At 55.8% G+C, this 13,121-nt stretch carries 16 protein-coding genes; 14 read left to right on the forward strand and 2 right to left on the reverse strand.

The annotated features are described in order from the left end of the window. The first annotated feature begins 2 nt into the window (after positions 1–2). From moaC to BIND_RS20075, 8 genes are all read left to right on the forward strand, one after another. Complete coding sequence (gene moaC / locus BIND_RS07205) at positions 3–485, forward strand: cyclic pyranopterin monophosphate synthase MoaC (RefSeq protein WP_012384414.1); 483 nt, start codon at positions 3–5, stop codon at positions 483–485. After that, complete coding sequence (locus BIND_RS07210; protein WP_012384415.1) at positions 482–1,762, forward strand: molybdopterin molybdotransferase MoeA; 1,281 nt, start codon at positions 482–484, stop codon at positions 1,760–1,762. Before moaC ends, BIND_RS07210 begins: the two co-directional genes overlap by 4 nt. A gap of 171 nt (positions 1,763–1,933) precedes the next feature. Continuing rightward, on the forward strand, positions 1,934–2,647 hold the full coding sequence (gene lexA, locus BIND_RS07215; RefSeq protein WP_012384416.1) for a transcriptional repressor LexA: 714 nt from the start codon (positions 1,934–1,936) through the stop codon (positions 2,645–2,647). A 223-nt stretch (positions 2,648–2,870) separates the two neighbouring features. Next, positions 2,871–3,110 (forward strand): hypothetical protein, encoded by a 240-nt coding sequence (locus tag BIND_RS07220; RefSeq protein WP_012384417.1) that lies wholly within the window; start codon positions 2,871–2,873, stop codon positions 3,108–3,110. Positions 3,111–3,249: 139 nt separating this feature from the next. Beyond that, positions 3,250–3,591 (forward strand): hypothetical protein, encoded by a 342-nt coding sequence (locus BIND_RS07225; protein WP_012384418.1) that lies wholly within the window; start codon positions 3,250–3,252, stop codon positions 3,589–3,591. Between the two features lie 282 nt (positions 3,592–3,873). Further along, positions 3,874–4,974, forward strand: coding sequence for a ParA family protein (locus BIND_RS07230; protein ID WP_012384419.1), 1,101 nt, complete (start codon positions 3,874–3,876; stop codon positions 4,972–4,974). A 140-nt stretch (positions 4,975–5,114) separates the two neighbouring features. Further along, on the forward strand, positions 5,115–5,699 hold the full coding sequence (locus BIND_RS07235; protein WP_202944769.1) for a RelA/SpoT domain-containing protein: 585 nt from the start codon (positions 5,115–5,117) through the stop codon (positions 5,697–5,699). Positions 5,700–5,918: 219 nt separating this feature from the next. Continuing rightward, complete coding sequence (locus BIND_RS20075) at positions 5,919–6,776, forward strand: HNH endonuclease (protein WP_012384421.1); 858 nt, start codon at positions 5,919–5,921, stop codon at positions 6,774–6,776. Positions 6,777–7,012: 236 nt separating this feature from the next. Here BIND_RS20075 and BIND_RS20540 read toward each other — a convergent pair whose 3' ends face one another. Continuing rightward, positions 7,013–7,432: a GFA family protein gene (locus tag BIND_RS20540; protein ID WP_012384422.1), complete on the reverse strand. Its 420-nt coding sequence runs from the start codon at positions 7,430–7,432 to the stop codon at positions 7,013–7,015. Positions 7,433–7,675: 243 nt separating this feature from the next. Here BIND_RS20540 and gcvA point away from each other — a divergent pair, with 243 nt between their 5' ends. Then, positions 7,676–8,596, forward strand: a complete 921-nt coding sequence (gcvA, locus tag BIND_RS07245; protein WP_012384423.1) for a transcriptional regulator GcvA — start codon at positions 7,676–7,678, stop codon at positions 8,594–8,596. 146 nt (positions 8,597–8,742) lie between these two features. Then, entirely contained in the window at positions 8,743–9,930 is a 1,188-nt protein-coding gene (locus BIND_RS07250; protein WP_148210745.1) for an MFS transporter, read from the forward strand. An 80-nt stretch (positions 9,931–10,010) separates the two neighbouring features. On the opposite strand, the gene BIND_RS07255 is transcribed toward BIND_RS07250, so the two are convergent. Beyond that, entirely contained in the window at positions 10,011–10,202 is a 192-nt protein-coding gene (locus BIND_RS07255) for a hypothetical protein (protein WP_012384425.1), read from the reverse strand. A gap of 200 nt (positions 10,203–10,402) precedes the next feature. Here BIND_RS07255 and BIND_RS07260 point away from each other — a divergent pair, with 200 nt between their 5' ends. The 4 genes from BIND_RS07260 to BIND_RS07275 all read left to right on the forward strand — a co-directional run bounded on the left by BIND_RS07260 (position 10,403) and on the right by BIND_RS07275 (position 13,099). Further along, the gene (locus tag BIND_RS07260) at positions 10,403–10,735 is read left to right on the forward strand and encodes a BufA1 family periplasmic bufferin-type metallophore (RefSeq protein ID WP_012384426.1); all 333 of its coding nucleotides are present in this window, start codon (positions 10,403–10,405) and stop codon (positions 10,733–10,735) included. Between the two features lie 65 nt (positions 10,736–10,800). Continuing rightward, positions 10,801–11,724, forward strand: a complete 924-nt coding sequence (bufB, locus tag BIND_RS07265) for an MNIO family bufferin maturase (protein ID WP_012384427.1) — start codon at positions 10,801–10,803, stop codon at positions 11,722–11,724. Continuing rightward, complete coding sequence (locus BIND_RS07270; protein WP_012384428.1) at positions 11,721–12,575, forward strand: HvfC/BufC N-terminal domain-containing protein; 855 nt, start codon at positions 11,721–11,723, stop codon at positions 12,573–12,575. Before bufB ends, BIND_RS07270 begins: the two co-directional genes overlap by 4 nt. After that, complete coding sequence (locus BIND_RS07275; protein ID WP_012384429.1) at positions 12,572–13,099, forward strand: DoxX family protein; 528 nt, start codon at positions 12,572–12,574, stop codon at positions 13,097–13,099. The genes BIND_RS07270 and BIND_RS07275 overlap by 4 nt, the downstream gene beginning before the upstream one ends. Positions 13,100–13,121 lie beyond the last annotated feature (22 nt).

The following is a 13,121-nucleotide window of genomic DNA, read 5'->3' on the forward strand; positions in this document are numbered from 1 at the left end:
TCATGAGTTCCTTGACCCATCTGACGAGCCATGGCGAAGCCGTCATGGTCGATGTCTCCGATAAGGCAGAGACCGAGCGGGTCGCGATCGCCGAGGCCCGGGTCGTCATGCGTATGGAAACGCTGGAACTGGCTCTCTCGGGCAATGCCGAAAAAGGCGATGTCGTGGCAACGGCCCGGATCGCTGGCATCATGGCCGCGAAAAAGACGCATGAGCTGATCCCGCTCTGTCATCCGCTGCTCCTGACCAAGGTTGGCGTCGATCTTGAACCCGATCCTTCGCTGCCCGGTTTTCGCGTCCAGGCCCTTGCCAAGGTGAAGGGTCAGACTGGCGTCGAAATGGAAGCTTTGACCGCCGTCTCCGTGGCCTGCCTGACGCTTTATGACATGCTGAAGGCCGTTGACCGTTTCATGCGCATTGAAGGAATAGGCCTCCTGGAAAAACAGGGAGGCAAATCAGGTTCCTGGAAACGAGAAAAAGAATGAACGCGGTTGCCCCGCACAAAAATGCAGGTCCTGTTAAAACGGACCAACCGAAACCGGCCCTGTCCGTCGCTGAGGCGCGCCGGACGATTTTGACGAGCGTCGCCCTGCCGCGCGCCGTCGAAACCGTGGCCCTTGCCGAAGCGCATGGCCGCACATTGGCCGCGCCTCTTGCCGCCAAGCGCACGCAGCCGCCCTTCGCCGCTTCGGCGATGGATGGCTATGCGATCCGCGCTGACGATCTGCACAGTGCTCGCGCGCCGGTCAAACTCACGCTCATCGGTGAAAGCGCGGCGGGCCATGGTTTTGCCGGCACAGTCGGGCCTATGGAGACCGTGCGGATCTTTACCGGTGCTCCGGTGCCGGAAGGCACCGATACGATCCTCATCCAGGAATTGGTGACAATCGAGGATGGTTTGATCCTGCCGCAAAAGACACCGCCGCGTGGCCGCTACATTCGCGAGGCGGGTCTCGATTTTCAGGAAGGGGAGATTCTGCTTCCGGAGGGGCGCCGCTTGAGCGCTGCCGATCTCGCTTTGGCGGCGGCGATGAACCACGCTGTCGTGCCGGTGACGAAACAGCCGCGTGTTGGCATTCTCGCGACGGGCGATGAATTGGTGCGGCCGGGCGAGGCGCTCGGACCCTCGCAGATCGTCTCTTCCAATTCCTACGCTATTGCGGCGCAGGTGCGTGCCGCCGGCGGTCTGCCCGTCGATCTTGGCATTGCGGGGGATAATGCCATAGCGCTTGCGCAAGGCATTGCCGCGGCCCGCATGCTCAAGGTCGATGTGCTGGTGATCTCGGGCGGCGTGTCCGTCGGTGATTACGATCTCGTGCGCAAGGCTTTGTTGCAGGAAGGCATGGAATTGAGCTTCTGGCGCATCGCCATGCGTCCCGGACGGCCGCTCATTCATGGCATGCTGGGAGATATGGCGATTTTGGGTCTGCCGGGTAATCCGGTCGCCGCGCTCGTCTGCGGCCTGCTGTTTTTGACACCCCTTGTGCGTATTTTGGATGGAGAGGCTGGCGTGCTCGAAGCCGATCCGAGCGAACCGGCGCTTCTTGCCGAGGCGCTTCCCGAAAACGATGCGCGCGAGGATTTCTTGCGGGCCACTTATGTGCGGACAGACAATGGTCTGCCGTCCGTCACACCCTTTGCGGCGCAGGATTCCTCCTTGCTGCATGTGATGGCCGAGGCCAATTGCCTGTTGATTCGACCACCTCATGCTCCGACCGCTTCGGCTGGCGACCCATGCCGGATCATCCGGCTTGATCGCTAAAGCATCTTGCGGAACACAGGGCGAACAGATATAGTCTGTTCACTGTTTGTTTAAGGTTTGCGGGCAATTTGCGGGGGCATATCCGCAAACAGGGTCCGCTTCCAAGCAGTCAGCCTGGGACGTTTGCCGCAATGTCAATCGTTCTTCTCAAGGGATGAAAGGGCCGGGACGATGCTCACCAAGAAGCAGAGCGAATTGCTGCGCTTCATTCATGAACGTCTCAAGGAAACCGGAGTCCCACCGTCCTTTGACGAGATGAAAGAGGCCCTGGACCTCCGCTCCAAATCGGGGATTCATCGTTTGGTCATGGCTTTGGAGGAACGCGGCTTCATCCGCCGTCTTCCCAATCGCGCGCGCGCCCTTGAAGTGGTGCGTCTGCCCGATGCCGCGACGCCGCCCGTGCCACCCCACGGCAGGAAATTCTCGCCCAGCGTCATCGAGGGAGATCTTGGCCGCGTCAGGCCACATACTCCGCATACTGACGACGAGGATTCGGAACTTACCACGGTCGCCATCCCCGTCATGGGGCGGATCGCCGCCGGCACGCCGATCAGTGCCTTGCAGCATCGCAGCCATACGATCGGCCTGCCGATGGATATGCTGCCTGCGGGCGAACATTACGCCCTGGAAGTGCGCGGCGATTCCATGATCGATGCTGGCATTCTCGATGCCGATACGGTGATCATCCGCCGCCAGGATAATGCGGAAAACGGCGATATCGTCGTCGCCTTGATCGATGATGAAGAAGCAACCTTGAAACGTCTGCGGCGGCGCGGGGCCTCGATCGCGTTGGAACCCGCCAATTCGGCCTATGAGACCCGGATTTTCGGGCCTGATCGTGTGCGTATTCAAGGCAAGCTGGTCAGCCTCATCCGGCGTTATTGAGGCATCCTCGAGCCCAGCGCGGGTTATGCCTCAACGGGAACACTGAGGCTCTAAGCCTTTATAAGTACGCAGCTTTCCATAGGCGTCGCGGTTCAGCCCTTCCAACCCCAAGTCTGGGGGAATTCCTCCTGTTCAGACCAGCTCCGCCACGGACGATCGCTCGACGCGTCCCTGGTATGAAGTCTGCGTGCGGGGTTTTCGCGTTCAGCCATTGGAGGGGACTATGCCAGAAATCAAAATATTGACCCGCGATAGCATCGCCCCGCAAGGAGACTTTGTGTCTGTCACTAGACGCATCGCTCCCAATAAGAGTGTGGTGACCGATATTATCTGCATGAAGGATGGCGCGGCGGTCAAGACCATCACGGACCGCCAATTGACACCCGATGTGGCGATTCAAAAAGCCTCGGAAATCGCGGACGATCATGATGTTGATTGGGTCTATGTTCTCGACCTTTCGTGAATGGAAAGGCGATGGTGCGTTGACTGCGGCAGAGCCAAATGCCTTGGCCGATCTGATGCAACGGCCGGAAACCAGGCCGCCTGTGGTCCTTTGCGCTAAAAATCAGGAAGCGTTATAGGCTCTCGGAAAGAGAGAAATCATGGAACCTATGATGGACCGGGATCAAATCGTTAAACAGCTTGCCGGCTTGGAGGTCGACCTCATCAACCGCATTTGGGGATGCGTGGCAGAGGAAGAAGATACATTCGAGTTCATTTCACGACAGCTCGTCGATAAGCCGGAAGATGTCGACCTGCAGAATTTCATCAATCACGCCTTGACCGGCGTTCTGCTTGCGGTCGCCTTTTTTCGTTTCAAAGAGACGATGAAGCCTTTTCTCGGGCCAAAAGAAATCGAAGAGGCTTTCATGCGCATGGCCCATAACAAGGCGAAGAATGTCGTCGATCATTGGCATGAGCAATCAGAGGGCAGTGCGGATTGAGGCCGCAGTCGATCAAAGCCCCGGTTCCAGACCAAGGATGAAGGGAACCCATTCAATGTCTGAGGGGGAGGCGGCTGTTTAAGCGGACATTTTTCAATGCGGCTTTTGCGCCAAAAAGAGACACTCCCAGATCTGTTGCTAAATGGCAAAATTGACTCGGAGCAGATGCTGGGATTGGGAAGGTGCATACGCTCAGTAAAGCAATAGGGAATTTATGAAATCGTCCATTGAAGTTGAAGAAAACCCAGATAAATTGCCTCTGTTATTTATCGAGACTGTCTAATGAAACCTGATATCGTCACGATCTTCAACAACAAGGGCGGCGTGGGGAAGACCACTCTGACTTACCACCTAGCGCATGCCTTGGGTGATCTAGACAAGAAGGTCCTTCTTATCGACCTCGATCCTCAGTGCAATCTAACAATCTTTTCCCTGCCTATGGAAACCATCCACGACATCTGGGTCGCAGAGGATGATTTCATTGAGGATTTCGCGGCCACACGATCCAAAACTTCTAACTCCGATTTTCAATCATTGTTGAGAAAGCCCCGGTCTATCCATTTCGATCTCAAGCCAACAGAAGACGGTACCGCAGAGCTCGAGTCTTTGCCGCCGCCGGTGATGCTGAATAACAATGTCCATCTCATTCCCGGGCGACTGACGCTTCACCTATTCGAGGCGAAGATCGGCGAACGCTGGAGCGGGATCTATCAGGGCGACCCGCTCGCAATCCGAACCGCTACGCGGGTTCGGCAGCTGGCATATGACTACGCGGCATACCACGGATATCACCTAGTCATATTCGACACCTCGCCGAGCCTCGGAGCATTGAACCGTCACCTCCTCACCCTTGCGGACGGGTTCTTAATTCCGTGCTCTCCCGACCTCTTTTCCGTCTATGGCATCCGAAACATTGGGGGGGCTCTGCGTTTGTGGCGGAAGCAGTTCGACAGCATCTTCCACCTTCTTTCTGATACCAAGCGTAGCCAGTTTCCCGAGAAGTTCGTGAAACTGATTGGCTATACAATCTACAACGCAAAGCGGTATTCCGGGTTGGGGAATGACTTAGATCTCGCTAAGGCGCACTTTCACTATGCGCAACAGATTCCGGGAACGATCGCAAAGTTCGTTGATCCTGAAAACTCGTTGCCATTCACAGAAATCCTTTCAGGCTCCATCGGCAATAAGGCTGTAATACACAGTCACAATACATTCCCCAGCATGTCACAGAAGTACCACAAGCCAATGTGGCTTCTTCCAGACATCAATCTAGAAGTAGAAGATCGAAGTACCGTCGCAGGCAACCAAAACAAATATCGCGAAACCCAAGGCGCCTATCTCGCGTTCGCCCGTGACTTCCTGGATAGGGTCGCCCAACTATGACCGACGCGTGTGCACATGAGGAAATCGCGACGGAGGAAACTGTCGCGGAACCGGTTATCATTGACGAAAAAGCCATAGAGGACACTTTAGCCCGGTACGATCGAGTACGGCATGACCTCGGAATATTTATGGAAGGAGTCGTGAAATATATCGGCGTGCACCCCGATCTGATCGTGAACGGCCATCAAATCGTCCATTCGTTTAAGAGCCGTTTGAAAGACCGTGAACATCTACGCGCGAAAATCCTCAGGAAGGCCGAGCTGGGGCGGGAAATAAACGCACAGAACTTGTTCACCAAAGTCACAGATCTGGCGGGAGTCCGTATTCTTCATTTATTCCAAGAGAATTTCGCAGAAATCGATGCCATCATCCGCCGCAAGGTGACTGAAGACGGGGACTGGATCTTCGACGAGCGTCCCAAGGCTTATACCTGGGATCCCGAGGCTGTCACCTTCTTCCAACGTTTCGACCTCGATGTCTCTGAGAAGACAACGTCATACACTAGCGTCCACTATCTTGTGCGTCCGCGCACTGATTCACCGTTGTGCTGCGAAATTCAGGTACGCACTCTGTTTGAGGAGATCTGGGGCGAGGTGGACCATCAGATCAACTACCCAGTTCCGACTGACAATGTGGCCTTGTATGAGCAGATCAAGGTTCTGTCAAAGATCGTGGGAGCAGGCAGCCGACTCTTGGATTCACTCAAACGCGTCCAGAATGGCTAAACCATTTTGTAACTTTACCTTTCAGACCAATACCCTTTCCAGGGTGTTTTGCTCTTAGGGATTGATCGCTCCCGAATGCTACATAAACTAAAGTCATTCTTCGATAATAGCTATTATTGCTTCTCATCAATGGTTAGGTAATTTGCCATTGAGGAACATTTGAATTTTGTTCCCAATTGGTCAATTATCACTACAATTCAAGAGGTTAGGAGGGGAGCTATGACCGCGTTCACTAGGAACAACGTGCAGAATGCGGCTGTTGAGTTTGTTAAGGAATTGAGACAGAGCAGGCTTAAGCAACTCTTACGAATTGAGCACGGCAATGTCGTTGATAACGCCAATACGGGCGGTTCTGTAGTTGAAGTGGCGAAATTAGAGGAGCGCAGAGCCCAAATACAAGTGTGGTTTGACAAATACCTAGACGGCAAAAATTTGGTTTTTTGGGTAGGGTTTTATGCGAACGATCAAAGCATTATAAAAAATATAATTAAATACTGCCCAGCTCGAATGCGAAATGGAAATGTTTTTAGAAAAAGTGATATGAAAATTTCAGGAAAAATTTCTTTCTTGAAGAAAAGGCCCGATGATCAAGACCTAAAATTTCCGATTCAAGAATATTATGATGATACAAATTATTTTGGGATATATGAAACGGAATCGTTCAACGTCGAGAAAGCTTTGAGATTTATTGAAACCGTTGTTAGTTCTTTACCAGAGTTTGATTCAGGCGTTTCTAACGATATATTTCCCGAAAATAATAGAATACTAGTTGGGGAGCACCTTAGGATCGAGCGCAAGGCTGCTCTAGCTCGGGAATGTAAAAAACGCGATAGATACCGGTGCCAGATCTGCAACTTCCATTTCGTCGAACGGTATGGTTTGCTGGGCGAAAATTTCGCTGAAGCTCACCATAAGGTGCCGCTCTCCAAGCTTGACGGGGAGGTTAAGAATTGTGTCGATGATCTTGTCACAGTTTGCGCAAACTGCCATCGAATGCTCCACAGGCTTGAGGGTAAACCCACCGACATTGTTAAATTACGCCGCATTTTTAAGCACGTAGGTAAGTGTACAACGTGATTGTTATGTGATGACGCGACCTCCAGTCCTAGCGGGGGGACCGTCCCCTATGACGAGGTCGTAAATGCACTTTGTGCCATGCCATCGGCTGTTCAAGTCGTATCTCTCCATCATGGCATCGAGCCTTGGCTCCGGTCCTTTCTCACCACTCTCCTGCCAGTCGATCTTGGTACGAACATAGGCCTGTAGTTTTTCGAGTTCGGCTGCCTTAAGCGGTCGTCGCCTGACAGCGATAGTTAGTCAGCTGGGATGAAGCGGAGGGTGCCTGCTCGACGCGCTGGCCTGCCGGTGTCGTTCGGATGATTGACACCATCCACGACCGGTACATCAGGGAAATCGAATGGGCTTACACCGTCTAGGCAAGCAACGTTCACGCCATACTGGCTCGGGTCAGATCGTCTTTGATGATGCGTGTATATTCCGCAGCGAGAACAAAAGAAGTGCTGCGCTGACCCGGTATGGAAGCGGTAGCTTGTTAGCGCATCCTCGCCCTGCAGGAACTTGATCCGACTTGCCATGACAACGACGGCGCCTCGCATCCGGCAGTAAGAACAGGTGCAGCGGCGGATCGAATTGAAGCCGTCGCTGAGCGTCGCCTCGAAACGCACGGCGCCACAATGGCACTGGCCAGACCGAATGTTCGTATCACCCAGCATTGTGTCTCCTGCTCGAATTGAACTTGTGACGGAAAAGTCCCTGTTGATTGCGTCTTCCTGTGCCCGCCTTACATCACGGGTCATTTCCGCTGCGTCCATATGCCGTTCACGCCGACCCCCGACCTGGGATCTGGTGATGAGATTCCTTATCGCCGGCTGGCTCTTCTCTTCAAGCGAAACCCCTTCATTGCATCATGAGCAAACATTCATATAATACGCGAACCTCTATGAGCAGAGAAGCCAATGAAAGAGCTGCCGCCCACACCAACGTTACGAGCATTCGAGGCCGCAGCACGTCACCCTACATTCACGGCCGCATCGGCAGAGCTGAATGTCACGCAAAGCGCTGTCAGTCATCAAATCCAGTATCTGGAAGAGCTGTGGGGGATGAAGCTATTTGAAAGGGGAAGAACATTAAAGCTAACAACAGAGGGGAACGCGCTGGCGCCAATAATCAGACAATTTCTGGTCAGTCTTGACGCAACTCTAGCAGGACTACGACGGCAGCGTGATCGACACCCACTACGCATTAGCCTCACGCAGTCCTTTGCATCGCGTTGGCTTCTTCCTCGCTTACCGAGTATCGAAGCGAGTCAACCAGACCTTCAACTTTGGATCGAAACAACTGACCACCCGATTGGTTTTGGGCAAGGCGATGCGGACATCGCGGTACGCCTTGGCACGGGCCAATATTCGGGTCTTTTTGCTGAATTGTTATTGCGTGAGTACATATTCCCAGTCGCAAGTAAGCAGCTTCTAGATCGTCTGGGAATGCCGAATACTCCAGCAGACTTGCTGCGCTATCCCCTTCTATTCCGTGCCGGCCCTGACTTGGTTCCTAAGTGGGAGTATTGGTTCGAGCGGGCTGGAGTTGATGTTTCGCTTGCGCATTCTGGAACCTATTATCCAGACACTAACATGACAATCGAAGCCGCGCTGGCTGGATATGGGATTGCCTTGGTTCGAAGCGGACATGTTGAGAAAGAGTTGAGGGACGGTCTGCTTATTCGTCTTCTCACCGTGCGCTACCCCTCACCGCTCGCGTATTATTTCGTCTGTCCGAAGGGGCGGGAGCGGCTACCCGCGATCGCATCGTTCAAGGAATGGATTGTTCAGGAGGCTCAGCAAGCACAGTCTACCTACGACAGCGAGCAAGAGATATGAGCATTTACTCATGGATGGATGAGTATCCTTTAGTTGCTGAGAAAGTCGCCTTCTCTTTAAAGTTGGGGGGTGGGAAGGCAGCCATCCGGATTGAATGGCTGCCTGCAATTCAACGGAGCGCGGGCGATAAGATGCTCAACGTGGATATGGCGCAGAATGTTGATGGAGCATCGAAAATGAAAGCCGCGAAGCAACGGCGCGATCTCGTCGGAGCCTGCCTTGCCCATACGCTGCATGATGGCTACACTGACCAACTCTACGCGCTGCTGCCGATCTGGCAGACAGAATTTGGGCTTTCCTATGCGGGCCTCGCGATAATCCGAGTGCTCTATTATGGTACGATGGGCTGTCTTCAGGTGCCTGGTGACAAGGTACTTGGACGAGTTACTGCACGCTGGGCATTAGCATTGGCGACATTCGTGGCAGCTCTGGGATATCTGGTGATGGCTTTACCGGGCGGTCTGTTCGTTTTGAGTGCGGGACTGATCGTTGCAGGCGTCGGATCGAGCACTCAGCATCCTCGCGCCTCCCTTCTCGTGACCAACGCCTATGGGAAGGAATCACGAGGCCCGTTGGGAGTTTATAATTTCTCCGGTGACTTGGGCAAAGCCGTCCTGCCGGCACTTGTCGCGTTACTGCTCCCATTCTTGGCTTGGCGCGCAGTGATCACGCTGACAGCACTCCTGGGCTTCTTGGTCGCCGGAGTGTTGCTGGTGCTCATTCCGCGCCAACGCACACTTCCGACCTTGCTCGACGAGAGACACATTGGGAATACGGCGAGCGGTAAAGGTTTTGGTTTACTCCTCGCGATCGGCGCACTCGATACCGCGCCACGGATGGGTTATCTGCTGTTTCTGCCGTTTCTCATTCACGCCAAAGGCGGAACACAAGCGATGGTTGGCGTCGGCTTGGCGCTGCTTTTTATCGGCGGCGCGCTGGGTAAAGCTGTCTGCGGCTGGTTAGGACAGCGTCTCGGCGTCGTCTCGAGCGTGGTTATGACCGAGGCAGCCACTGCGTTGCTGATGATCGCAACTTTGTTTTTCCCACTGGCTGTGACGCTTGCCTTGTTACCCTTGCTTGGCGTCGTCTTGAACGGCACTTCTTCCATCCTCTATGGGACCGTTCCGGATTTGGCCCCGAAAGGTGATACCGGACGGGCGTTCGCGCTATTTTATACGGGTGTCATCGTCATGGGAGGTTTCGCGCCAATCGCTTACGGCATGATTGCCGATCACACCAGTAGGGCCGTCGGTATATCGGCTTCGGCGTTGACGGCGACCATAATCATTCCACTTGTTCTTGCGTTACGCCCGGCACTGATCAGACCCACATAACCCAAGATTGCCGCGCTGAGCACGCCTAGCTAAAGAAGCCGGCGAAATGCCTGACAATGTTAAGAGAGCTATGGCGTGCCTTAGGTAGCTATGGCGTAGGCGTAGTGCCCATCTTCATTGTTCTCGGCTCCCGCCAGCCCTGCCGATTGCCCTCCATAGCCTGATATCATCCGGCTCAATCGCAGCGGTGCGTTCTGCGTTCGAACGCCGGCGCGAATAAAATCTTCCTCGTAGAGACCGATCGACATGAACCGCTGCTCGCAGTCGGTCATCGAAACGCTCATCATTGGTTCGTGCGGCCGCTCAGCTTCCCAGCAGCCCCATTGAGGCGCTGAAGACCGCCTCACAAAATTCCTCCAAAGCAGAGTTACCTCGGAGAACGTCACAACGAACCTCCTAACAGGCGCGCCGAGACAGCCGCCATCCCGCCAGCAGCGAGCGATGCGCTGGCTGAACTTTTAGGAGAATCAATATGTCCGATCGTCTGATGTCCAAGCTGGTCGCTGGCTCCTTCGCTGCCGCCTTCGGCACGCTCGCCGTTGCTCCCGCGAATGCGCAGGAATTTACGGCGCAGCAGAAGAAAATCCAGGCCGAGAACACCGTGAAGGTGAAGTCCGGCAAGGTCGAGCCCTGCTTCGGCGTCGCGCTCAAAGGCCAGAACGACTGCTATGCGGGCGCCGGCACGACCTGCGCAGGCACCAGCACCGCCGACTACCAGGGCAACGCCTTCAAGCTGGTGCCGACGGGCACCTGCACGACGATCTCCACGCCGAACGGAACGGGCAGCCTCAAGCCCAAGGCCTGATCGACCGCTCGGCCGGGCCACGAAGGCCCGGCCATTCCTTCCCTGCATCGACCGAAGTGAACGCCATGCCGAAACCGATCTTCAAACCGTCCCAGACACCGATGCCGCAGCGGGCCGGCGTCGGCCTGAAGGCCGAGCACTATCGGACGATCATGGAGACCTCACCCGATATCGGTTTCTTCGAGGTCCATGCCGAGAATTATATGGGCGCGGGTGGGTCGCCGCATCGCTACCTTTCCGTCATCCGCGATCGCTATCCGCTGTCGCTCCACGGTGTCGGCCTGTCGATCGGCGCGGATCGCCCTTTGGACAAGGATCATCTTGCGCGCCTGAAGCAACTGATCGATCTTTATTGCCCGGCGCTCTTCTCAGAGCATCTCGCCTGGTCCAGCCACGATGTTGGCTTCCTGAACGACTTGCTTCCTCTGCCTTACACGAACGAGACACTTGCGCGCGTCGTGGAGCATGTCGATCAGGTGCAGGACTTTCTCGGGCGCCAGATGCTGCTGGAGAATCCGTCCACCTATCTGGCCTTCGCCGAAAGTACCTGGGCGGAGACCGACTTCATCGCCGAGATCGTCCGGCGGACAGGCTGCGGTCTTCTGCTCGACGTGAACAATGTCCATGTCGCCTGCACCAATCAGGGCTGGGATCCGATCGCTTATCTCGACGCCTATCCGCTTCCTGATGTGCAGGAGATCCATCTGGCCGGCTTCGCGCCCGATGCCGATGAAGAAGGACGCCCCCTGCTGATCGATGCCCACGACCGACCGGTCTCGGAGATTGTCTGGGGTCTGTTCGCCCATACGACCGAGCGCATCGGCCCGGTTCCGACCCTGATCGAGTGGGACGCCAACGTGCCCGATTGGCCAATGCTGAAGGCCGAGGCGGAACGCGCCGAGCTTATCATGTCCGACATCGACTGTATGCACCGGCGTGTACCTGTTGTTGTCCACGCACACTCATTCCAGAGAGGTGACCACCCATGATTGGCTCGATTGGCAGTTCGGCTTCAGGTCTGGAAGGCTCCGAACATGCTGCTGGCATGGTGAGATCTGCCGACCGACAGGCTGACTTCACCAGGGCGCTCCTTGACCCGCTCAAGCCGGCTCCCGCCGGTCTTGTCGGTCCCGACGGGCTGCCCAGCGCCAGGCGGTTCGCCGTCTACCGTAACAATGTCGTCCTCGGGCTGATCGAGATCCTGAAGGCCGCCTATCCTGTGGTCCAGCGCCTCGTCGGCGAGGAGTTCTTCACTGCCATGGCGCGCCTATACGTGATGGCTGAACTGCCGGCCTCTCCGATCATGCTCGATTACGGAGCTGGCTTTCCCGATTTCATCGGCCGCTTCGAGCCTGCCGCCGTGCTGCCCTATCTCCCCGATGTCGCTCGTCTCGAGCGTGCATGGGTGGAAGCCTATCACGCCGCCGAGGCATCGCCTTTGCCATCGTCGGCTCTCAGCCAGGTGCCGCTGCGCGATGTCCCGGCACTGCGGCTCACCCTGCATCCGTCTGTCCGCATTGTAAGGTCTGCCTTCCCGATCGTGGGCATCTGGCAGGCGAACATCGGGCGCGATGGGATCGAGTACATCGACCTTGGTGACGGTGGAGACGATGTGCTTGTCACTCGTCCCGAGGCGGAGGTCGAGGTTCGACGTCTCCCGGCGGGCGCGGCTGCATTCATTGAGGCGCTGCAGGCGGGTTCGCCAATCGTCGATGGGATGAAAGAAGGGCTATTCGTGAGTCCGCGTTTCGATCTTGCCGGCACGCTGCGAGGCATGATCGAGGCGGGCGTCATCGTCGGCTATGACATACAGCCGGCCCGATCGGTGGAGGTCGTATGAGCGCGTCGCCGACATTGTTGAACAGGGCAGCTGCAATTATCCCTCCTGTGCTTCTCCGGCATGTGCTTCTCTGGATGGCAGCGATCGCGTGGCCCATCGCGCCTCCGATGTTGCGCATTGCCCTGGCGCTTCCCTTCTTTCGCTCCGGCCTCACACGATGGGACGGCTTCCTCTCGCTCTCGCCAGGGACGCTGTTTCTGTTTGAGGAGCAGTTCAAGCTGCACATTTTCGGGGGAGAGTACGCGCTTCCCACCCCCGACCAGTTGGCTCTGCTGACCGCAATCGCCGAGATCGCGCTGCCCATCTTGCTGATTGTTGGTCTTGGAACACGCTTTGCTGCATTCATCCTGCTGGTCATGACAGGCGTCATCCAGCTGGTGTTTCCAGATGGCTGGGTCAATTTCCACTTGTACTGGGCAACTTTGGCCATGGCCATCATAGCCATTGGGCCCGGTGCATTCTCGATCGACCACTGGATTGCCAAAGTCCTCGTCCGGTTTGGTTCGCCGGGGGCAGGGCGGTGATGCCTCGCCGTCGCCAGATCGG

The sequence above is a fragment of the Beijerinckia indica subsp. indica ATCC 9039 genome, assembly GCF_000019845.1.
In the GTDB taxonomy this organism is placed as follows: Bacteria; Pseudomonadota; Alphaproteobacteria; order Rhizobiales; family Beijerinckiaceae; genus Beijerinckia; species Beijerinckia indica.